This is a genomic window from Sphingobium lactosutens DS20, from assembly GCF_000445105.1.
In the GTDB taxonomy this organism is placed as follows: Bacteria; Pseudomonadota; Alphaproteobacteria; order Sphingomonadales; family Sphingomonadaceae; genus Sphingobium; species Sphingobium lactosutens.
Genome location: NZ_ATDP01000075.1, coordinates 143,767 through 166,140, shown reverse-complemented (window position 1 = coordinate 166,140; position 22,374 = coordinate 143,767). Strand labels below are relative to the sequence as shown.

General features: G+C 61.0%; 16 protein-coding genes. 14 read left to right on the top strand and 2 right to left on the bottom strand.

All coding sequences use genetic code 11. The annotated features are described in order from the left end of the window. The first annotated feature begins 161 nt into the window (after positions 1-161). The 11 genes from RLDS_RS36150 to RLDS_RS36100 all read left to right on the top strand — a co-directional run bounded on the left by RLDS_RS36150 (position 162) and on the right by RLDS_RS36100 (position 15,910). On the top strand, positions 162-1,391 hold the full coding sequence (locus RLDS_RS36150) for a tyrosine-type recombinase/integrase (RefSeq protein ID WP_021225341.1): 1,230 nt from the start codon (positions 162-164) through the stop codon (positions 1,389-1,391). Next, positions 1,355-2,272: a hypothetical protein gene (locus RLDS_RS55890; RefSeq protein WP_152528020.1), complete on the top strand. Its 918-nt coding sequence runs from the start codon at positions 1,355-1,357 to the stop codon at positions 2,270-2,272. Before RLDS_RS36150 ends, RLDS_RS55890 begins: the two co-directional genes overlap by 37 nt. A gap of 173 nt (positions 2,273-2,445) precedes the next feature. After that, entirely contained in the window at positions 2,446-2,619 is a 174-nt protein-coding gene (locus tag RLDS_RS36135) for a helix-turn-helix domain-containing protein (RefSeq protein ID WP_021225338.1), read from the top strand. Between the two features lie 113 nt (positions 2,620-2,732). Next, a complete protein-coding gene (locus tag RLDS_RS0127930; RefSeq protein ID WP_021225337.1) occupies positions 2,733-3,341 on the top strand; it encodes a hypothetical protein in 609 nt (202 codons plus the stop codon). Between the two features lie 207 nt (positions 3,342-3,548). Beyond that, the gene (locus RLDS_RS36130; protein WP_021225336.1) at positions 3,549-3,920 is read left to right on the top strand and encodes a hypothetical protein; all 372 of its coding nucleotides are present in this window, start codon (positions 3,549-3,551) and stop codon (positions 3,918-3,920) included. Continuing rightward, entirely contained in the window at positions 3,917-5,773 is a 1,857-nt protein-coding gene (locus RLDS_RS36125; RefSeq protein WP_021225335.1) for a type IV secretion system DNA-binding domain-containing protein, read from the top strand. Before RLDS_RS36130 ends, RLDS_RS36125 begins: the two co-directional genes overlap by 4 nt. Further along, positions 5,773-8,535, top strand: a complete 2,763-nt coding sequence (mobF, locus tag RLDS_RS36120; protein WP_021225334.1) for a MobF family relaxase — start codon at positions 5,773-5,775, stop codon at positions 8,533-8,535. Before RLDS_RS36125 ends, mobF begins: the two co-directional genes overlap by 1 nt. Positions 8,536-8,901: 366 nt before the next feature. Continuing rightward, positions 8,902-12,285: a type ISP restriction/modification enzyme gene (locus RLDS_RS36115; RefSeq protein WP_021225333.1), complete on the top strand. Its 3,384-nt coding sequence runs from the start codon at positions 8,902-8,904 to the stop codon at positions 12,283-12,285. A 278-nt stretch (positions 12,286-12,563) separates the two neighbouring features. Next, complete coding sequence (locus tag RLDS_RS36110) at positions 12,564-13,886, top strand: GmrSD restriction endonuclease domain-containing protein (protein ID WP_021225332.1); 1,323 nt, start codon at positions 12,564-12,566, stop codon at positions 13,884-13,886. Continuing rightward, positions 13,883-15,055, top strand: coding sequence for an AAA family ATPase (locus tag RLDS_RS36105; protein ID WP_021225331.1), 1,173 nt, complete (start codon positions 13,883-13,885; stop codon positions 15,053-15,055). Before RLDS_RS36110 ends, RLDS_RS36105 begins: the two co-directional genes overlap by 4 nt. Positions 15,056-15,064: 9 nt before the next feature. Then, positions 15,065-15,910, top strand: coding sequence for a hypothetical protein (locus tag RLDS_RS36100; protein WP_021225330.1), 846 nt, complete (start codon positions 15,065-15,067; stop codon positions 15,908-15,910). A gap of 241 nt (positions 15,911-16,151) precedes the next feature. On the opposite strand, the gene RLDS_RS36095 is transcribed toward RLDS_RS36100, so the two are convergent. Together RLDS_RS36095 and RLDS_RS36090 are read right to left on the bottom strand one after the other, a co-directional pair. Then, positions 16,152-16,931: a hypothetical protein gene (locus tag RLDS_RS36095; protein ID WP_152528019.1), complete on the bottom strand. Its 780-nt coding sequence runs from the start codon at positions 16,929-16,931 to the stop codon at positions 16,152-16,154. Then, the gene (locus RLDS_RS36090; protein ID WP_021225328.1) at positions 16,928-19,879 is read right to left on the bottom strand and encodes an HsdM family class I SAM-dependent methyltransferase; all 2,952 of its coding nucleotides are present in this window, start codon (positions 19,877-19,879) and stop codon (positions 16,928-16,930) included. The genes RLDS_RS36095 and RLDS_RS36090 overlap by 4 nt, the downstream gene beginning before the upstream one ends. Positions 19,880-20,227: 348 nt before the next feature. Here RLDS_RS36090 and RLDS_RS36085 point away from each other — a divergent pair, with 348 nt between their 5' ends. From RLDS_RS36085 to RLDS_RS36075, 3 genes are all read left to right on the top strand, one after another. Then, positions 20,228-21,151: a HEPN domain-containing protein gene (locus tag RLDS_RS36085; protein WP_021225327.1), complete on the top strand. Its 924-nt coding sequence runs from the start codon at positions 20,228-20,230 to the stop codon at positions 21,149-21,151. 217 nt (positions 21,152-21,368) lie between these two features. Then, positions 21,369-21,857, top strand: coding sequence for a hypothetical protein (locus tag RLDS_RS36080; RefSeq protein ID WP_236616823.1), 489 nt, complete (start codon positions 21,369-21,371; stop codon positions 21,855-21,857). Then, entirely contained in the window at positions 21,854-22,366 is a 513-nt protein-coding gene (locus RLDS_RS36075; protein ID WP_084514716.1) for a sigma-70 family RNA polymerase sigma factor, read from the top strand. Before RLDS_RS36080 ends, RLDS_RS36075 begins: the two co-directional genes overlap by 4 nt. Positions 22,367-22,374: the final 8 nt, after the last annotated feature.

Below are 22,374 nucleotides of genomic sequence, written 5' to 3'. Positions count from 1 at the left end.
CTGTCAGCACGAGCGTGTTGACGATTGAAAAAATCCCAGATTCCCGCTAGTTTAAGGCTATTCGTCGGTTGTCGGCGATGGCCTCTATTTGCCTGTAGCCGCGAATGATGGGGGCCTTTTCTTGGGGCCTCGTAAGGCCCCCACAGTAGCGAGGCCCCCAAATGGCGCTGACCGACACGGCAATCCGCAACGCCAAACCCAGGGAAAAGCCGTACAAGATCACGGACGCGCAGGGACTTTATCTTCTGGTCAATCCAAAGGGTAGCAAACTCTGGCGCGTCAAATATAGGATGGACGGCGTGGAGCGAAAGCTGGCGCTGGGATCATATCCTGAAATCACATTGGCCGAGGCGCGATCTGCGCGCGATGCGGCGCGCAGGCAACTCGCCCATGCGATCGATCCTAACGTCGCCAAGCGTCAGGCTCGCATTGAGGCCAGCATCCGGGCCAACAACAGTTTCGCTACCGTAGCCGAGGAACTGATTGAGAAGAAAACGCGGGAGGGTTTGGCGGAACCGACACTGGAAAAGATGCGCTGGTTCGTGAAACTGCTTGGCGGCGATTTCGGCAAGCGTCCCGTCGCTGAAATCACGCCGCAGGAACTGTTGCATGAATTGCGTAAGCATGAACGACGGGGCCGGTTAGAGACGGCGAATCTTCTCCGAGCGTTCGCCAGCCGTGTGTTTCGCTATGCGGTGGCGACAGCGCGGGCCGAGCGTGACCCGGGCCAACTGCTGATAGGCGCGCTGACTACGGCGAAGGTCAAGCATTTCCCCGCGATCACCGATCCGGTGGCTTTCGGAGCATTGCTTCGGGCAATCGAGGATTACCAGGGCGATCCCGCTGTCATGTATGCCCTAAAACTGACACCTCATGTCTTCCAACGTCCAGGCGAAATCCGGCAGATGGAATGGACCGAGGTGAATTTTCAAAAGGCGGTCTGGATCATCCCGGAAGGGAAGATGAAGATGCGCCAGTCCCATTCGGTGCCCCTATCCCGCCAATCGCTGGCGATCCTAACTGATATGCGGTCCCTGTCCGGCTCCGGGCGTTATGCCTTCCCGTCGATCAGGACACGGACAAGGCCGATCAGCGATAACACGATCAACGCCGCCTTGCGCCGCATGGGCTTTTCCAAGGATCAGATGACCGCCCATGGATTCCGCACGTCCGCATCCTCGCTGTTGAACGAATCCGGCAAATGGAACCCCGATGCCATCGAACGGGCGCTAGCGCATATGGTCGCGGGTAGCGTTCGGCGCATCTACAACCAGTCGGCCTATTGGCCGGAGCGTGTCGAAATGGCCCAGTGGTGGAGCGATTATATCGATGAACTGCGTGAAGGAGGAAACCGATGCATGGCGGCAAGACACCCGCTCTCTCCCAAATAGAGCGTCCCGGTAGCGATCATCACCGCGCCCTTCCGCACATTGCCGCCAGGCTTCTGTATGCCAAGGAGGCAGAACGCGAGGCGCTTCTTGAGATCGACAACATTGCTGCCGGGATTGAACGAAAGGTCCAAACCAGATTTCTGTTTTGCGCCATTGTGTTTTCCCTATCCTCATTTTTCGCGCTGATTGGCTTCTTCGTTTGGGGTGCAGAGACATTAGGCCAGCATGATCTTGGCCAGAGGCCAGCTTACGTTATTTTCCCCCTGCTTTTGATCGCAGGCGCGGCCGCCGTATACTGGCGGAATTTTCAATATGGGCTTGGCTTGGTTCGGCATAAACGCCCAGCCCTGTATGGAAAAGGCCGTCAGTCCACTATCGATACGCTTGAAAGCCTTTTTGCCTACCTTGGCGACCGAACTGGTCCCAAAGCCTATTTTTATGACCGAAAAGGCATCAGGCGTCCGATTAGCCGTCGCCATTTTTTTGGCCGGTTGAGAGGATTGCTCCTCTCTGAAGAACCCGGTGCGCGATGCCTTGTAATGCCTCCCAAGGGATTTTGGTTCAGCGCGCAGATTTTCGTGGAAGCGGAACCGGAAGAAATCATTCGCGCCCTTAAGGTCAAACCGCAAGCGGGAGGACGGCCAAAGGAATATGACTATGAGGCAATGCTCCTGACCCTGATCGAGCATCCGAGCCTACGCGCAATTGATCCCGAAAGCAGCCGTATCGAAACACAGATCATGAAATTGATCCATGCTCGCTGCGATCCCAGTGAGGATCATGGCAACAACATTCCGGTGCCTGAACCTACGGAATTGCGGAAATTCGCCAAGAGAATCATCGCGGCGATAAAAAATAATCGAAATCCACCTACACCATGAAAGACCGCATTACCGAAAACGCGCGGGAAAACGTCGGTGCTCGCAAAACCGATTTACCGAACTTTTCGAACATTGGCGGATTCAGGCGGCTTTCAGGTTCCCGCACGACCCAGCCCCAGCCTTGTGCAACTTGAGGCGTCTCCCACCGCGAATCATCAACTACGGAGGCTCACATGGAACCACTTGCCATATCCATCAATGATACCGCCAAGGCGCTAGGCGTCGGGCGATCATCGGTTTACGCCCTGATAAAATCCGGCGGACTGGATGCGATCAAGATTGGCAGGCGAACCCTGCTGACCACCGAGTCAATCCGGCGCTTGGCGCAATCGCGAACCGTCATCTGACCCCCAGGCGCTACGCGGTCCCAGCCTTTTGAGTTGGCGGGCCGCTCCGCGCCTACGTGCATCCCCCCCGCCCCCTGAACTCTCGCAACCGTGTTTTCACGGAAGGAGGCCCTATGCTCATTTTCCGCAAGGCCGTTGATCGGCTTGCCGACCTGCTGCGCCGTGACCGCAAGGTTACGTATCGCGCGTTCCTCGATGCCCGCACCGCGTCCTATGTGACGCCGTTGCTCGACAAGATCGTCGCTGACGACGCGGATGGCGACACGATTCGCAATGCGCTGATCCCGTGGAAGCGTGCCCAACGCCCGCCCATCGCCATCTATCACGGCGACATTTCCCAATGCCGGATCGACGGACCTTGGCAGGTGGCGGACGACCAGTGGCTTCCCTTGGGCGGCCTGATCGTCACCAGTGGCGTGACCGCCCATCTTAATCCGTTCGAGGCACAGGCGCTGCACAAGCGGATGCAGCAGGCGATTGAGGACGTGACCCTCGCGTGGGTCCGGAAGCATGATCTTTATGCCCTCCGCTATGTCTCGGAAGAAATCGACCGGAGCATTGCCGACCCCGCCGCCAAGGCGATGATCGCGGCGTGGGCGTTTGGGAAGCGCGAGGCCGACACCATGCCGGACGCAAGCCCGGACACGGCGCGCGATTGCTGCCCCGGCGAACCCAGTGACGGCTTGTGCGCCCTTTGCCGGAAAGGACTGGGACATGCCTGATATGGTCGCCGCAACGGCAAGGTTGCAGGGCTGCGATGCTACGCATCGAGCCGACAATTCAGATACACACCTCACGCACGGGTGCATCCAGCTTTTCTGCGGGTTTGACGGGATGCGGATAGCATCTCGCCAAACGCGGCTTGGCCAAAACAGCGCAAATCTGCCATTTCACGCGATGGCGAATAGCATCTCGGCTGGAGCGGTGCGATGAGCGCCCGTGCCCAGACCGTGCGGCTTTCTCCGGCCCAGCACCGCGCCCTTGCCGGCTTTGCCCGGCAACGCGGATTGAGCGAATATGCCATGCTCGCCCGCGTCGTGGACACGGGACTCGCGGCCCTCGTTCAAGGGACGGGCAGCACAATCGACACCCGCGAGATCGTGACCGAACTGGCATCGGTCGGTACGCGCATCGTGGACGTGGAGCACATGCTGGACCGCGCCCTGTTCACCGCCTGCGCGGCCTATTGCTACGCCCGCAGTGCCGCCAGCGGCGCGCGCAAGAGCGACGCGATCCTCACCGAGGAGATCACCGCCGCCTACGATCGCCAGCGGGGCCTCGCGCGGGAGAAGCGGCCATGACCAGCCCCGACGATCGCCGCAACCATGCCGATGCCCTGCGCAAGCATCATCTCAGCACGCAAGGCGCTCGCCTCAAGCGCCAGGCCCTCGTGATGCTGGCCTCGATTGCCCTCGGCGGACTGGCACTGCCCAACATGATGCTCGGCCGTGACGTGATGCTTGCCACCAGCACCTACTATTGGGCCAGGACAAAGCTCTGGGCCGTGTCCGGCTGGGAATCCGATACGGGGATCGACGTTCGCTTTCCCAACCATGTCGAGGAAGGGCGTTCGGCACGCCAGATCATCGCGCATCCCTATTTCCGACGGCGCGTCGATCTTGTCTGGTCTTGGGCCAGGTGGGGATGTTGGCTGGGCTTCGGCACCTGGCTGCTGGCGTTGATCGCCTTGCGCGGCGCGCTGGCCCGGCGGCGCGAGCGCCTGTTGGCCGACCGCTGGATCGGCGGAACGCAGGTAGTGGACGAGAAGCAGCTTGCCAGGTTGACCGGCAAAGAGGCTGACGCCCACACCTTGTCGATCGGCAAGGTGCCGATCCCCGCCCGCCTCGAAACCCGCCACATGGCGATGATCGGAACGACCGGCAGCGGCAAGACCACGGCCTTGCGGCAATTGCTTGATGGCATCGAGGCACGCGGCGAAGCCGCCCTGGTCTATGACACCAGCGGCGAGTTCATCGCACACTATTACAACCCGGCGCGCGGCGACGTGATCCTCAATCCGTTCGATGCCCGCTGCGCCTTCTGGTCACCCTTTGCCGAGATTGCCCACCCTGCCGATGCTGACCGCATCGCCCACCAGCTGATCACCGAGACCGGGCAGCACGACAGCGACGTGTGGCTCGATACCAGCCGCATCCTTGTTGCCAATATGATCCGAGCTTTGTGGCAGGAGAACAAGTGCACCCTGCCCGACTTGCTCCATGCCCTCAAGAACCGGCCAAAGGACGACTTGAAGGAATGGCTGGCCACCAGTTCGTCGGCGCGGACCTTTGCCGACGATGCCGACCGGGCCACGGGCAGCGTCCTGTTCATGCTGGCGAAGGCGGCGGACCTGATCCAGTTCCTGCGCGCCGGGGACGGCAAGGCGAGGCCCTTCGCCTTCCGCAGCTTCATTGAAGCGCTGGACCGGCATCCCGGTGCGCGACCCTGGATATTCGTGCCGAGGAAGGAGGACTACTTCGAGGCGTCGAAGCCGTTGCTTGCCTGCTGGCTGGAATGTGCCGCCAGCGCCATGCTGGGCCTGCGCTCTTCCGAAGATCGGCGTATCTGGTTCGTGCTGGACGAGCTAGCTGATCTGCCCCGCGTAGATAATCTGGCGCGGCTGCTGCCCGAAGGACGCAAGTTCGGCGCGGCGGTGGTGCTGACCTTTCAGGCGCTGGGCCAGATGCAGCACCGCTATGGGCCGCAGATCGCAGAATCCATGCTGGGCTGCTGCAACACCAAGCTGTTCCTGCAAACCATCGACAGCGACACACGGCAATGGGCCAGCCAGACCATTGGCGATTGCGAGATGGAGATCCGCACCAAGACCGACATGCTGGGTGACGGCGACGAGGGCCACCGCATAAACTTGGGCAGAATGCGCGAGGTGCGGCCAGCCGTCATGGAGAGCCAGCTCCGCCTTGCTCGGCACGAAGGCTATCTGCTGCTGCCCGACGGCTTGCCGGTGGCCAGGATCAGGCTGACCGCCGATCATATCGCGCAGCGTGGCGATCCCCGCCAGCCGGGGTTCATCGGCGCCGATCCGGCGACCATGCTGTGGGGACAGGCCGCCAGCAGCACTGTTCCACCGCCATCGTCGTCATCAGCATCGTCGTCACCCACCCCGAAGCCTGACAGTCAGGGACCGGTGTGATGGTGGCGTCGGTATCGGCGCTGACCAGTTCAGCGCAAGCCAGCAGCTATTATGAGGCCGACGACTATTATGCCGACGGCGGGCTATCGCCGTCGCAATGGCAAGGTGCTGGCGCGGAGGCGCTGGGCCTGTCGGGCGAAGTGGATCGCGATGAGTTCCGCGCTCTGCTCGACGGCAGGATCGGCGACCAGCAGCTTGGCACCTTCCGCGACGGGCAGTTGGAGCATCGTCCCGGTTGGGACGTGACCCTGAGCGCGCCCAAGTCGGTGTCGATCATGGCCGACGTCGCGGGTGACCGGCGGTTGTTCGAGGCGCATGGTGAGGCTGTGAAAACCGCGATGGCCCATGTCGAACGTCATATGGCCGCCACCCGTATCCGCGACGGCGGCACCGTTGCCCGCGAGGCGACCAGCAATCTGGTGATCGCCAGCTTCCAGCACGGCACCAGCCGCGCCCAGGACCCGCAGCTTCATACCCACAATGTCATCCTGAACGCGACACAGGGCGAGGACGGTGCCTGGCGCAGCCTCGAACCGCGCGCGATCTATCAGCTTCAGAAGCAGATCGGGGCCATCTACCGGCAGGAACTGGCCTTGAAGGTCCGAGAACTGGGCTATGAGATCGAGGCGGGCAAGGAGTCCCTGTTCGAGATCAAGGGTGTCTCCAACCAAGTCATCGAGGCGTTCAGCACCCGCAGCGCCGAGATCGAGGCGGCGCTTGTGGAACGTGGTACGTCCCGCAGCACGGCAAGCGCCATCGAGAAGCAGGTGGCCACGCTCGACACCCGTGAGGCCAAGGTTGCTGCCGATCATGGGAACCTTGTGGCGGAGTGGCGGGAGACGGCAGCCAAAGCGGGGTTTGGGGCGGAGGCAAGACTGGCGATGGTCCGGGAGGCCGAAGTCAGGGCCGCCGATCCGGCTTATCGTGCTACCATGGAATTGCACGGCAACGGCGCCGCCGCACGCGCTGTTGCCCACGCCGCCGACAAGCTGGGTGAGCGGCAGTCAGTATTTTCCGCCGCCGCCTTGCAGGAGGAAGCCGGAAGGATCGGGCTGGGGCGGATCGGTTACGCCCAGATCGGGGCGGCGATCGATGCCGCGACGAAACAGGGCGACTTGATCGACCGCACCCATATCGACCTGCGCGGTGCGGAATTTACCGGGTTCACCACCCGGCAGAATGTCGAGACCGAAGCCAGGATGCTGCGGATCGAGGTCGAGGGGCGCAGTGCGCTCTCCCCCATCGCCTCACCGCTTGCCGCCGCCAAGGCTGTTGCCAGCGCAGCGGCGCAGGCCGAGCGCGCAGGCCGTGGCTGGATTCCCGATCAGCGCGCCGCCGCCGAGCAGCTTCTGACCAGCCGCAACCGGATCACCGCCGTCCAGGGCTATGCCGGCACCGCCAAGACCACGACCGTGCTGGCGACTTTCGCCCGCGAGGCCGAAGCGCGCGGGATAGCCGTGACGGCCCTGGCTCCGACCGCGTCGGCGGCGATGGTATTGGGCGAGGCGCTGGGCACGCGCGGCGATACCGTTGCCCGGCACCTGCTGTCGCCAGAGCGTGGCGATCCCACCCGGCCCACCGCGTGGATTGTGGACGAGGCATCCCTGTTGTCGGCGCGCGATACCGCGCGGCTGTTCGACCTCGCCGCGAAGCATGATGCCCGCATCCTGCTGGTCGGAGACGTGAAGCAGCTGGGGTCGGTCGAGGCGGGCGCGGCCTTTGCCCAGTTGCAGGGCGCTGGCATGGAAACCGCCAAGCTGGCCGAGATCGTGCGACAGACCAACCTCGCCACCAAGGAGGCTGTGCTGGCGTCGATTGAGGGAGATGCCAGGAAGGCGCTTGCTGCGCTGGATCGGGGTGGTGGGCAGATCATCGAGAGTGCCGAACGCTCGACACGCTTTGCCGCCATTGTCGAGCGGTACGCCGGGCTCGACAAGGCAGGGCGTGCCCGCACCATCGTGATCGAGCCATCGCGTGAGGGGCGCGATGCGTTGACCGCCGACATTCGTACGGCGCTTGCCAAGTCGGGAGCGCTGACCGGCCCCGCCGTCCCGGTGGAAGCCCTCGTCAACAAGGGACTGACCCGCGCGGAGGCGCGCGATCCGTTAAGTTACGACAAGGGCGATGTTGTCCGCTTCACCCGCGACTATGCCGACAAGGGCGTCGTGCGGGGTGAAGCCTATCGCGTCGAGCGCATCGACCCGGCCAGGGCTGCCATAGCGCTCAAGGCGGAGGACGGGCGTGAGGTGGACTGGCGCTTGCGGCAATGGGGTGCGGGTCATGCCCAGGCCTTCTCGGCCCAGCCGATCGACCTGAAGGCCGGTGATGCCATCCGGTTCACCCGCAACGATCGCGAAGCAGGGCGAATCAATGGCGAGCGTGGCGACGTGATTGCCGTCGATCAGCAGGCTCGCACCGCTACGATCCAGACCGGGCGAGGAGCGACCGAAACACTCCATCTCGATGCCGCCCGCGACCGGCATATTGCCCATGGCTATGTCGATACGGCCTTTGCGGCCCAGGGGCGCACCGCCGATCACGTCATGATCCATGCCGACAGCAAGGCGGCCAATCTGGTCGACCAGCAGTCCTTCTATGTGGGGATATCACGGGCTAGGGAATCCGCCATCATCTTCACCAACGATCGCGGCAAGCTGGTGGCGGCGATAAACGAGCGCGCTGGGCAGGTGCAGACTGCTATCGCTCAGACCGCAGCATCGCGGCTGGCGGCAGGCAACGCGAACGGAGCCGGTCTCGGGTGAGGCCTGGCTTACGCCCACGAACCTAGCGGGGTGGCGGAAATCAGTTTTCTTATCCTACTCTTTGAACCCGATATTTGTTTGTCTGTTTCGCCGCACGTAGTGACCAGGTTTGCATGCACGCCGGAGCGCCCCTTTCTAGGAGCGCAGATTGAATAGCAGACATTACGGCCGCTCAGTTGACTAGACAAACGCCTCGGGAGGGGCCGCTTGTCCATACTGAACGACCGATTGCGTCAGCTTTTCGTAGCCAAGACTCGACAAATTAGATGCCATACGTGGATACCTCTGCCTTTGCCTTTTTAGCTCTATCAGGCCGAGGGAATCGTGCTAGCTACCAATCATTGGGTGTGGCAAACGGGGCTATCAGTGAATCTGGGAGAATTAGAAGCATTTGCTGACAAGCTAAAGGCCAAGTTCGCCCTTCCCGGTTCAGCTTCTCCGGAAGATCAGCTCAAGCCAGTGGTTGCCGATCTCCTCGCAGGGGCTGGCGTCTCATACGGCCTGACGGTCGAAACGCGAACCGAAGCTCATCTCTCTGATCACAAGGTCCGCCCCGACATCGCGGTCTATGTCGACGGGCTGATCTGTGGCTACATCGAACTGAAAGCCCCGGGCCTCGGTGCCGATGCGCCAAAACTAAAGGGCGATCATAACAAGAGGCAATGGGAGAAGCTGAAGGGTCTGCCCAACCTCATCTATACGGATGGGCAAGAGTGGGCGCTTTACCGGACGGGCGAGCGCCCCGACAGCCAGCCGATTGTGCGGTTGCACGACGATCCCACCGATAAAGGCAAGGCTGCGGTCCAGAAGGATGATGCCGATGGGTTGGAGCGACTCTTCCGGGATTTTCTCGGTTGGACCCCTAATGTCCCCCAAAACCCATCCAGCCTGGCCAAATATCTCGCCCCCCTAAGCCGTTTCCTACGCTCGGAGGTCGAGAACGCCCTTGATCAGTCTGGCTCAGCGGTAGAACTCCTCGCAAACGAGTGGCGACAGTTCTTCTTCCCGGACTCAGATAAGGGGAAATTCGCTGATGCCTACGCCCAGACAGTCACTTACGCGATGCTCCTGGCCCGGCTTTCAGGGGCAAACAAGCTCGACCCAGCCGAAGCAGCTAAGACGCTCGACAAGAACAACGGCCTCCTTGCCCGCACGCTTGAACTGCTCGGTCAGCCGGACGCCCGAAAGGAATTGTCGGTCGGATTCGAAATGCTCCAGCGGTCGCTGGAGGGGCTCAACCCGCACGACTTCCTGAAATCCAAGCCCGATCTGTGGCTCTATTTCTACGAGGACTTCCTCGCCGCCTACGATCCGAAGCTGCGCAAGGATTACGGTGTCTATTACACCCCTCGCGAAGTCGTTGAATTGCAGGTGCGGCTGGCCAGCGAGTTGCTGGAAAAGCGGTTCAGCAAGAAGCTCGGCTTCGCTGATGACGGCGTGGTCTTTCTAGACCCGGCCGTCGGCACCGGCACCTATCCCGTCGCAGCAGTCAAACACGGGCTAGAGAAAGTTCGTACTCGATCCGGTCCAGGCGCCGTGCCCGCACGTGCCCGGCAGATGGCCGAGAATATGCATGGCTTCGAAATACTCGTCGGACCTTATGCCGTTGCCCACCTCAGGCTGACACAGGCGCTCGAAGGCGCGATGAATAACGCCAAAGCCGGAGGGGAACCTGAAGAGAAGCTAGACAAGCGGCTCAACATCTATCTCGCCGACACGCTTGCAAGTCCGAACAAGGCTCCTCCTGGCGGGCTGGACCTGACACACAAGGCGTTGACTCAGGAGCATGAGGCTGCACGAAAGGTGAAGCAGGGTGGCGAAATCCTCGTTTGCCTCGGCAATCCTCCATACGATCGGCAACATATCGAGGATGGAGACACCTCCACCAAGCGTAAAGGTGGCTGGGTCCGATTTGGCGACCAGATTGAAGGTGGAGCCAAGGTTGAAGAGCAAGGGGAACGCCCAATTTTCAAGGATTTCACTGATCCTGCGACGAAAGCTGGAGCCGGGGTCCACCTGAAGAACCTATACAATGATTATGTCTATTTCTGGCGTTGGGCGCTCTGGCGACTGTTCGAGCAGCAGACCTGCGGCGGCATTGTGACCTTCATCACCGCGTCCAGCTTTCTCGGCGGCCCGGCCTTCGTGGGTATGCGCGAACATATGCGGCGCGAGTTCGACGAAATTTATGTGATCAATCTTGGGGGCGATCTACTCGGGACGCGAAAAACGCCCAATGTCTTCAACATTCAGACCCCGGTCGCTATCACAATCGGCGTTCGATCCGGAGCAAGGGACACCGCGAAGGCTGCCAATGTCAAATATGTGCGGGTTGAGGCAGACAATCGAGCCGCCAAACTCCTCGCACTGGACGCTCTAGATAAAATAGACAGCTTTCCTTGGGAATCCGTCTCAGATGGCTGGCTTGACCCATTTTATCCGAAATCAAATGCTGCCTATTTTTTCTGGCCTGAACTGGCCAACATCTTCCCTTGGCAGCACAGCGGCTCCCAGTTCAAAAGAGTTTGGCCCATTGGTGAAAACGCCGAGACGCTTGGCCGGCGTTGGAAAGAGCTATGTTCGGCACCCATCGATGCGCGGAAGAAGCTTTTTAAGGAATCACGCGATCGGAAGATCTCCAAATCATATTCGAATTTCGAAGGCGTGGCCGGCACTGCTCTCGCGAACCTTGTGATAGGCGATCCCGCTCCTGAGGTCGGCCGCTATTGCTATCGATCATTCGACCGCCAATACGCGCTGATTGATAATCGGCTTGCTGACTATATCCGGCCACCATTGGTTAAGGCCAGAGGTGAAGCCAACCTGTTCTTCGCTTCACTTATGACAAAGATGCTTGGTGTGGGTGCGGCAATGACTGCCACCTCAGAGCTTCCCGATCTTGACGTCTTTTGCGGTCGAGGCGGGAAAGACGTTTTCCCGCTGTATCGTGATGCAGCCGGGACCGATCCGAATATAACTATGGGCCTCTTGGCAGCGCTTGCGACGGAATACGATACCGAGGTCACACCAGAAGACCTTGCGGCCTATGTCTATGCGGCGTTGGGAGGGCAGTCATACACCCGGCGCTTCTGGAATGAACTCGAGACTCCTGGTCCGCGCGTCCCGCTGACGAAGAGTAGCAAGATTTTTGCGGACACGGCGAAGCTAGGCCGCAAGCTGATCTGGCTACACACCTACGCCGAGCGGTTCAGGGGCGATGACCGTGGCGACGAGGTGTCAGCCGGTTCAGCCAAGATCATCAAGGGGGTTTCCGACAGCCCAACCCAATACCCTGAGACTTACAGCTTCGATCCGGACTCGGGCGAAATCTTTATCGGGACTGGCCGAATTGGACCGGTTACGGCCGAAGTCTGGGAGTTCGAGGTTTCGGGCCTTAAAGTGGTTCAGTCCTGGCTCGGCTATCGCATGAAAAAGCGTGCGGGGAAGAAATCTTCACCCTTGGACCTCATTCGTCCGGAACGCTGGACAGCCCGAATGAGCGAGGAATTGCTTGAACTCCTCTGGGTGCTCGAAGCAACTTTGGCCATGGAAGCGGATCTTGAGGCGCAATTGGACAAGATCGTTGCCGGGCCGTGTTTCACGTCGGCTGAATTACCGGAGCCTTCGGACGACGAGCGAAAGGCACCCGGCGCCGGGACAAGTGCGGCTGGAGGGCTGCTCGGGCTGATGGGTGTCGAGGCCGACGAGGAAGATGACGGCGGCGATAAGGATGAAGATGGCGATTATTGAGTCAGTCGGATAATATTTAGTTCCGAATATTCATTGATCAAGTTGGACGTGGGCGACGAAGCTACCTGTTGGCCAATCTTCGCAAACGCTTGTCGTTTGGCGTAGAACTTCTCATGTGGATCTACCTTTGCACGTTTGAAGCGGCCCGGACAGCTGTCGAACGGCAGGTAACGAGAGGGCGATAGATTGTTTCGTACAGTGAGGATATATCACTGTCGGAGCCTTTATCGGAGCACGCCTTGCAGATTCCCATCCGCCTCGCTTCAGGAGAACTAGCATTGGTCGCGCTGCGGCTGGATCAGTCGCAGCCCGACGGCTTGTCCCGCTGGATCGCAGAAGACGTGCCGCATGAGCTTACCATCACGACGGGTGAAGCTGGCCGGATCGTCAAAATCGAAAAGTCCCAGGATATCGGATCAACGGCGGGTGAGATAGGCGAAGTCTTCATACAAACACTGGCTGAGCGGTCGATTCAGGAGGCTGCGGGCATAGAGGTGACGGAGGAATTCGAAGATGATTCACCCGAGCCCTTCCCATACGATCCGGAGTTCATCCGGGTCGACACGAAACCATTTAACATCAGCCTCGTCTATGACATGATCAAGGACGGCGACATCAACCTGTCGCCCGATTTCCAGCGCCAGTTCGTATGGACCGATATCGGCGCGCGGTCGCGCCTCATCGAATCAATCATGCTGCGCATCCCGCTGCCGGTCTTCTACCTCGCACAGGATCACGCCGGACGCCTGCAGGTCGTTGACGGTCTGCAGCGGCTGACAGTCATCAAGCAGTTCCTCGACAACGAGCTCCGCCTGCGCGACCTGGAATATCTTAAGGAAGAGGAGGGCAAGGTCTTCCGTCACGACGATCCGAGCCGATGCATCGACCAGCGCTTCCGGAAGCGGATAATGCAGACGCAGATCATGATGAACATCATCGATCCGCAGACGCCGGCGGACGTGAAGTTCGACATCTTCAAGCGCATCAACCAAGGCGGGCGCCCCCTGAACGCTCAGGAGATCCGCAACTGCATGTCGTCGCCGGAGACGAGGCATCTCCTACACAGCCTGTCCCGATCGCCCGATTTCCTGGAGGCGACCTGCTCGAGCGTTGGCACCGTGCGCATGCAGGATCAGGAAATCGCGCTCCGCTTCGTGGCGTTTCGGCTTGCAGACCTAAAACGTCAGGCGCCCTATTTGGGAAACATGGAGCGGTTCCTAGATCAGACGATCGAAACGATAAACCGAGACCCCCGCCTGTTCGATCAACTTGTCCCTGCCTTCGAGCGCAGCATGCGCAACAGCGCGCACCTCTTCGGAGCCTTCGCCTTCCGGAAATGCAGCCCGCAGGATCTGCTTCCGGGCGCACGTCGCAGGCTGATGAACAACTCGCTCTTCACGACTTGGTCTGTTGTTTTGGCGGAGCGGGACGAAGAGGACGTCCGGACCGTCGAGGCGGAAAGCTTCGCCGGGCTGATCGCCCACGAGCTCGATAGCGACGCCGACTATTATGACAGCGTCTCATTCGGCACCAATGATCGGCGCCGGCTGCGCTACGCGTTCGAGAAAGCCCGGGCCCTCTGCGCGGAGCATATCGGATGATCCGCGACGTCCATCTGACCAATTTCAAATGCTTTCAGCAGGAGCGGATACCGCTGAACCGGCTGACCGTGCTGAGCGGCGGAAACGGGGTCGGCAAGTCGAGCGTGATCCAGTCGCTGCTTCTCCTCCGGCAGACCGGAGATCGAGCACGCCTCCTAACCGGAGCGGTCAGCGGCACCGATGGAGGACACCCCCTGCTGAGCATCAAGCTCAACGATGAGTATCGGTTAAACCTAGGCAACAGCGCTACCCTCACAAACGCAGACATCGAATCCGACATCGTTGTCCTGGGGGTGTCGGGCGACGACACCGAACCGGTCCTTTGTAGTTTCGAGGCGAGCAACACCAAGCCGACGACGAGCATCGTCTGCCTTGAGGCGCCCGGGGACCTGCTCGCGCGTGCCGGCGCCCTTCCGATCTTTCGGCAGGAATTTCATTACCTCGTCGCGGAGCGGGTTGGCCCGCGGGATCTGCAACCCATGGCCGACCAACCCTTCATCTCCACCGGGTACGCAGGCGAGTTCACGGCGTTTGCGATCTCTCAGGCAGAGGCCGAGGGCCGGATGGTGGCGAAGCCGTTGTGCATCGTGGCTGATTCCAGCCTCTTCCGGATCCAGCTCGAGGCCTGGATGGGGCGCCTCGTACCGGGAGCGCAAATCTTCACCACGCCCCATCCTGATCTCAATCGTGTACAGATGGCGATCGGCCGGCGGGGTGCAACGGCGAGAGCGTTACCCCCGGCCAATACCGGCTTCGGGATCAGCTATGCCTTACCGGTAGTAGTGAGCGGGCTGCTCGCGGCTCCGGGATCGATGCTGATTGTCGAGAACCCCGAGGCCCATCTCCACCCCGGCGCCCAGACCGCGATCGGGATCTTCCTTGCCTCGGTAGCCTCATCGGGCGTCCAAGTTCTTGTCGAGACCCATAGCGAAAATGTTCTGAACGGTGTCCGCCTCGCCGCTTTGCGAGACATTATCCCGTATGACGATGCGAGGTTCCTGTTCCTGTCGCTCGGCGAAGGGCCGGGGCAGCCGATTCTCCACCCGATCACGATGGATAAGGCGGCCGAGCTCACGAGCTGGCCACCCGGCTTTTTCGATCAGCAGGGTGCCGACCTGGCTGAGATGATGAAGGCCCGTCGAGCCTTGGCCGCACAGGCCAAGAGCTAACTTACCACCATGCCGGCGAGCCTCATCCATAGCCTTGGACGTTATGATCCGCCACCAGATGCGACGCGCGAAGCGCTGGTCCAGCGTATAGAGGCGCTGCTTGTGCTCGACGGCGAACTACGCGAAGCCGGGTACGCGATCCACAAGGACGAAGACCTTTACTATGCTGAGGTCCTTCCCGACATCGCTCTCTACCAGATCCTCTTCGAAAGCACCGAGGGTATTGGCCGGGACATGCAGCTTCTCCTGCAGCTTGCTATCGACAGGACCGTGTCAACCGCCTTGGCCGAGCTTGAGACGCTGGGCGCCGTCGGTGAGCTTGGACCTTGGGCGGAAGAAGGGGCGCGGAGCATCAATGCGCTTCACCAATGGATCGCGGTAGTGCGCGAGCAACTCAAGGCATATCAGGGCGATCGCGACGGCTTTCTCATGGAATGCCGCCAAGCGTTCCCGGATTTCGTCTTCAGCAAGCGCTTTCCCGGCTGTCTCGACACCTTTAAAGGCAATCTGAACGACTTCGTCGCGGTGATTGTATCCGCGCTCGTCTCGCTTGCCGACGACATGCCAGAGTGCATGGAACAGCCTACCACGCAGGCGTGCATGAAGGCATTCACCGCGATGTCAGGTTACGAGACGTCGATGGAGGGGGACGCGGACCGCAGGGATGCACTGACCTTCCAGTTCGCGGGCAAGGACGGCACAATCCGGATCCTGTGCGAGCCCCATATCAAACTCCATTGCTCGGCCCGCGCCGGCGACGCCGAATATTACTTCCACCGCATCTATTTCTCGAGTGCGGAGCATGCCGAGTTCGAGGGCAAGACGCTCATTGGGCATATAGGTGAGCATCTGTGAGATGCGGGATGAAGACGGCGATCAGTACCTCATTATGGGGCGGCTGCGTGCCGTCCCCAAAGAAGCATGAAGCCCGTGTGGCGACCAGAATCCAGTATTTGCACTTCGTTGCCTCGTACCAGTCACGACCGGCGCATTTGCGACGGCGGAGAGTGGGTGCCTGTGGACTCGGGCCGCGATAGAGAAGCAGTTGTTCTTTCGCTAAACTTTGACCCAGTGCCGTCGATGGCAACGGGCAAGCTCACTTGGGCTTTTTCTCCTTTGGAGCCGCGTCGATCGCCCGCGCGGACGGATTCGTCTCGAATGGCAGGAGCATGTGGAGGACGAGCACCTGCCCGGTCGCATGCGAGTTGACCAGCGAGCCGGTGACACGACCTCCATCGAGATCGAGCATCTCGAACGGCCCGACGGCGGTCAAGGACGTGGCGGTCTTCTGGATTTCCTTGAACCAGTGGGCGTCATCGCGGCGGACGGAATAGCCGAGCATCATCCCTACGTGCTGGTCTGTGTAGGGTTCGGCGTCGGCGAAGCGGAGAAGGCCGTTCTTTCCGCAGTACGCGGCGACGTCCCCTCCGCCAAAGAGCACCTTAGCCTCGATGCGCAGATCAAGGTCCGGCACGACGAGCGATCTGACCTGGATGTCGGTCGTGTAGGCTTTCGAGCCAAGCTTGTTCTGTTTCTTGCGGGGCTGCTGCTGGACGAAGCAGACCTGATATCGGCTGATGAGATGCTCCGGCGGAGCGGCAGCCCGGACGAGTTCTAGCGCGCGAACGAGAGGGTCGGTGATTCCGTTCTCCATGGGCAGTACGACGTCCGAGCCCTTCGCCTTACGCGATCCGCTCGCCCAGTATCCGTCAAGCGCTGTGTGGTCGAATCCCAGTCCATACGAGCCAAGGATGTCCGCCGCGTCCCGCAGTGCGTTGCATGCCATAGCTGCAAAGCGCTCCCAGCCCTTGGCCCGCGCGTCACCGCCTGCAGTGCCGCCGCCCGGCACGCGCGAATGGAATGTCGTTGTAGTCAAGCGGCCATGATCTCCCTTACGGCGGCGAGCGCGTCCGCATAGGCACGCTCGACTGTCCAGGCAGACCGGACGTCAGGCTTAATTATGTCGATTATGGTGCTAGTCGAGCCGCGCACCAGCCGAAGCGCCGCCTCCTCGCCGATCTGCTGCCGGTGTCTGGGTGCAGGTGGAGCCGCTCCTCCACCAATAGTGATGCGGTAGGCAAGGCTGCCGGCATCGGCATCGCCGAATTCGACGCTAATCTCTTCCGGTAGCAGCGTCGCAATCTGCTCCCGCAGGACGGTCACATAGGCATCACGTCCGTCGTCGTCAGTCGGATTGGAGCCATCGGCCGGCCGGCGGCCGTCCTGATAACCTTCACGCAGATCGTGATGCTCAGCCACGGCGGCCTCGAAAAGCGCGCTTTGACCGAAGCGAATCCGGCAGAACGAAGTGAAGGCCTTGTCGTCGAAGCCGGTAACGGGGTTTGTGAGCAAATCCTGCATGTCATGATATGGGAAGGGAAGGCTGCGCAGGTCCTTTGCTTCGAACCGGCGCTGGTCGAAGACCCAGAGCCGGCCAAAGAGGGCGAGGAGGTATCTGCCGACGCTCGTCCTCGGGAACGCCCCGATCTCGCGGAGTGCGGCGATCCTGTCCTGCCGGGAGAGGATCCCACTTGTGAAGTGGATGCCGAGCAGCGACGAGGAGTACGCTGCTGGCCCATCGACCGGCAGGAAGTCGGATTGCGCGCGCGACATGAGGAGCATCGGGCCCTCGAAAGCCGTCCGGAAGGACACCGGCACCTGTGTCAGAAGTTCCGGCGGAAGCACGTAGTTGGGTTCCGTGCCAGGAAGGTCCCCCAACCGCAGGCGATAATGGTTGGACTTGGTGTTGAGGAGCATGTCTGCGGGGAGACCGGTCTCTTTAGGGCTACCACCCCGCCTTACGTCAATCGATGCGGCGCTCATAAACGCTCCCAGCGACCGGGCCGAGCCGTTGCGCGGGCTCGACAGCACTGACGCCAGTTGGCGATCGAGCGGCTGCAGCATAAGGTCCCGGAACCATTCGTGTCCCGGAAGGACAAGGTCGGCCTGCCGGAAGCGCTCCACCTGCCCTCGATCGACCACGATTGCCCACGGGACGCCATCCCGGCCGACGGGCTGGCTGGAAGGCTTCGGCGAGTAGCGCCAGGTCCAATCGAGCGGCTCGGGCGCGTGTGGGGTCGCGAAGACGACCGTTGCGGCCTCCCGCGCGTTTGCAAACAGCCTTTCGCGGAAGTGGGCGAGATTGGTAATGCCGAGGATACGCGAGGCCTCGGAGAGTGCTGCCGGAAACGCGGTCGCGGACGGAGCGATAAAGGACTTGGTCGGAAGGACCATCGCCACGTAGCCGTCAGGCGCACACAGGTCGCGCAGCGCGCGCCAGTAGAACACCTCCGCCATGCCGTCCTTAGGTGAGACGAGGCTGCCATTTTTCGGCGTTGCAATGCGCTTACGGTAGGTGTCTGCTTTGGAAGGTTCCGGGACCTTGGTCCATGGAGGGTTGGCAAGGACGTGCGTCGCCTTGCGGCGCAGATCCCAGGGCAGGACGTTGAAGGCATCCTGTGTACGGACACGGCTCACGAGTTTTGGGAACAGGCGCTGCCCGTCCGCCGTCGGCGGCAGATCGCGCAGCGTAAATCTGGGCAGGTAGTCAAGCATCGTGAGATAAAGGCTGAACCTGGCGACGTTGACTGCCTGTTGCTTAATCTCGAAACCAGCGACGCACCGAGCGAGCGTCTCATGCAGTAGTTGGGCAGACAGGACGTGGCCATCCGAACGCTGCTGCTCCACGATGCGCCTAAAGGCCGCGACGAGGAATGCTCCCGACCCGCATGCCGGATCTACGACAAGCGAATTGGCATTGAAGGGGTGCAGGTGGTCCATCTCGTCGACAACATAGTCGACGAGAAACGGGGGCGTGTAGAACGCGCCGTCCTCTTTCTTGCCTTCGCCATTCTCGAGTTCGAAGAAGCACTCGTATAGAGCGGAAATGGTCTCGGTCCGGATCGTCGCATAGTCGACGTCGAGGAAGCCGTACTGAATCTGGTCGCCTTGCGCGTCGTCCGCTCGGAGGACGCGGCGGATATAGTGGAGCGTCTCCGGGCCAACACGCTTGCGGTCTGTCGTTCCGATCGGGAAGATCGAGCCGTTGAGCTGTTCGTCGATGGCATCGAAGAGCCGCCACGTCTGGATGGCGGGCCACCGGGCAGGCGGCGGCCGTCCGTCCTCGACCCTCTCGTCCAGCACCACGTTCGGACATGCCGGCCGACCGTCGACCGTCAGATGATCGATCCAGGCTTGGTCGATGACACCGCGATCGGCGAGCACATAGAGGTAGAGAAACCGACCGACTAGCGCGTTCACCAGGTCGCGCCGGTCGCGAAGCCGGCGGTCCCGACGCACGGTGGCGTCGCTAAGAGCTCGCACAGCGCGGCCGAGACGCTCGTCGACGCGGGTCGGAACGTGGAAGTCTCGCCACGACGCCGAGCTCCGAAGCGCGGCGGCTGTTAGGGATGCGAGCGCGGCGGGCAAGCCTACGTCGAGCTCAGACCATGGCCACAGCGTCCGCTTCCGGTAATCGAATCCGTTGCGGATCTCGAATCCGTTCTCGGTCGCGATCAGGAGCAGCGGCGCGACGGACTGAGACCAAACGGCTCTGTGCACGGCGTCTGCATTCCCGGAGAAGGCGGCGGCTACGTAGAGGACGGGGACGCGGCGGACCGATCCGGATCCAAGGGAGGACATGGGGCAGAACGCGCCGACGAGGCCCATCCGCTCGAACGCCGAACGGACCGGCTGGGCCACCTGAATCGCCCCTAGTTCGTCGGCATTCTCCAAAAAGTCGGGGTCGCCACGCAGTCCGACCGCCCGGAGCAACTGCTCCAGTCGATCTGCAAATCCAGCCGAGGCGGCGGTGCCGGACGTCAAAACTGCCTTCCCGAGCTAGTTACGCTAAAGAAATCATACACCGGCGATGCGATCTCATCAAGAATCTTTCTTAAGACTCAGTGGTTTAGCTCTCAAAATGTTATTTTGTTCAGGAAGTTCAGGGGCTTAACCCGAGCATGTTGGTCCGAAGCGAACTGGCGCGAACGTCATCTAAAATCTGCCTCGCTGCGAAAGCATATGCAGCGGCGATGCGCAATTGACCACGTTGTACCAACGCTTGCGGCGAACGTTGGTCTTTCCGATGGCGTGCTGGATGTCCGGCCACGCTGTTGGACTCGCAGCGATTGCGCTTGCCAAACAACGGCGAATGCAGAAAGAATCCCGCCTATGCGTACCGATAGCGACCATCTTCCTGCGGCAAAGCAGCGCGAGCTTGAGCGCATCGTTGAGGTCATTTTCGAGGAGTTCCACGACGCGATCGGGAATGCCACGGGCCCTCGGAAGGGTGCGCGCATCCTGAAGGTCGTCCTCTTTGGCAGCCATGCGCGGGGTGACTGGGTGGATGCGCCGCTGTCGGCGAACCAGTACAAGTCCGACTACGATATCCTCGTCATTGTCAGCCAAAAGGAACTGACCGACCGGGCGGCTTACTGGGCAAAAGCCGAGGAGCGGCTGATCCGTGCCTATACGATCGAGAAGACTCTGCGCACGCCAGTCAATTTCATCGTCCATTCGCTGCATGAGGTGAATGACGGCCTCGCCCATGGCCGCGTCTTCTTCATGGAAGTCGCCAAAGACGGGATCGCGCTGTACGAAGCCGACGACCGGGAGCTGCGTGAACCCAAGCCCAAGACGCCGGATCAGGCATTGGCAGCGGTGAAGGAATATTTTGAGGAGTATTATCCAAGCGCGGTTGTTTGGCTCAACACATCGCGAGAACTAGCAAAGCAGAGTCGGCCCAAGGAAGCGGCCTTTCTGATGCATCAGGCTTCAGAACGGCTCTACTCGTGCTTGCTGCTGACGCTGACGTTTTACGCGCCATACAACCACAATATCGCCTTCCTGCGGTCGCTGGCCGAAGGGCTGGACCGCCGCCTCTACGGCATCTGGCCAGAAACCTCGCGCCGCGAGCGCGCCATGTTCCAGAAGCTGAAGGAGGCCTACACCAAGGCCCGCTATTCCAGGCACTACCGGATCAGCGCAGAAGATCTGGCCTGGCTTGGTGAACGGGTCGAAGAACTGGGCCGCGTTGTCCATCAGGTCTGCTCGGAACGGATCGCCGAACTGGAAGCCGCCTCCGGGAAGCAATGATACCGCCAGGCAGCTTGCCCGGTCTTTGCATGCCTGGCATATTCGGCGCTACGGGATGGAAGGACTGGCGGCCATCTCCGGGATAACCCCGCCAGGCATCATGTAGGTCCGGCCACCGAGGTCGGGCAGTTGCTGGAAGCCGCGATAGCGGCGCACAGCGGACACCGCTTGCACAATCCGCGCCCGAATGCGCGGACCGCTGGTGTGCGAGCTGCAAATGACACCTCCTACCGACGTTTACGCGCGCGAAGTGGTGATGGCGCGCGTCAATCATCTGGTCTGGCGCAAACAGAATGAGATCGAACGCATAGCGCGCATCATTCGCGCCTGCTTCGAGCCCGAAAAGGTTCAGGCGCCCAGACCAGGAAAGATCAGGCGGATAGTCCTGATCGGTCCCTATGCGCGCCGATCATGGTATGAGGACCAGCATACAATCCAGTTCTCGGATTATGAATTCTGGATCGTCGTCAACCATCCTGCCTTCAAGGATGAGCGTTGCTGGCAGCGGGTGCGCGATGTCATCGACAGCGAACTGGGCAATCGGTGTGCAGTCGATCTCGACATATTCTCCAAGGCCGACATCCGCATCGCCAGGATCGAGCGCGACACCTTCATCCTAGACCGCATCGAAGCCGGCATCACGCTCTACCGCGCCTCGCGCGACGCGCCGCTGAACGAACGCGAACGTCGGGAGGCAAAGCGATGATCCCCGCCCGTTCTATGGCCGCGTTTGAGGCTCTTTACCGAGCTGAATATGCACGGGTCCTGCGCTTCTTCCGAAAGCGCGTAGGAGGGGACGATGCTCCCGACCTCGCACAGGAGGTTTTCGTGAAGCTGTTCGCTGCGGGAGTGGCCGAACAAATCGAAAATCCGCCAGCCTATCTCACCCGATGTGCGCGCAACCTTCTTATCAGCCGTGCGCGCCGCAGAGCGTCAGCACATATCGTCACCTGTGCCATCGACGAGGGTCGGGATGCACCGGCGCCTCCCGAGCAGACGTGGGGGATTGAGGAGGGAGACATCCGGAGGGTTTATCGGCGGACACTGCTGGCCATGCCGCGCAAGACCCGCCGCATCTTCCTGATGCACCGGCTGAAATGCATGACCTATGCGGAAATCTCCGAGCAGGTCGGCATCGGCTGCAGTGGCGTCGAGTATCACATGACGCGCGCCCTGGCACGGTGCCGCAGGGCGGCTTCTGTGCATCGATTGTAGAATGGCTT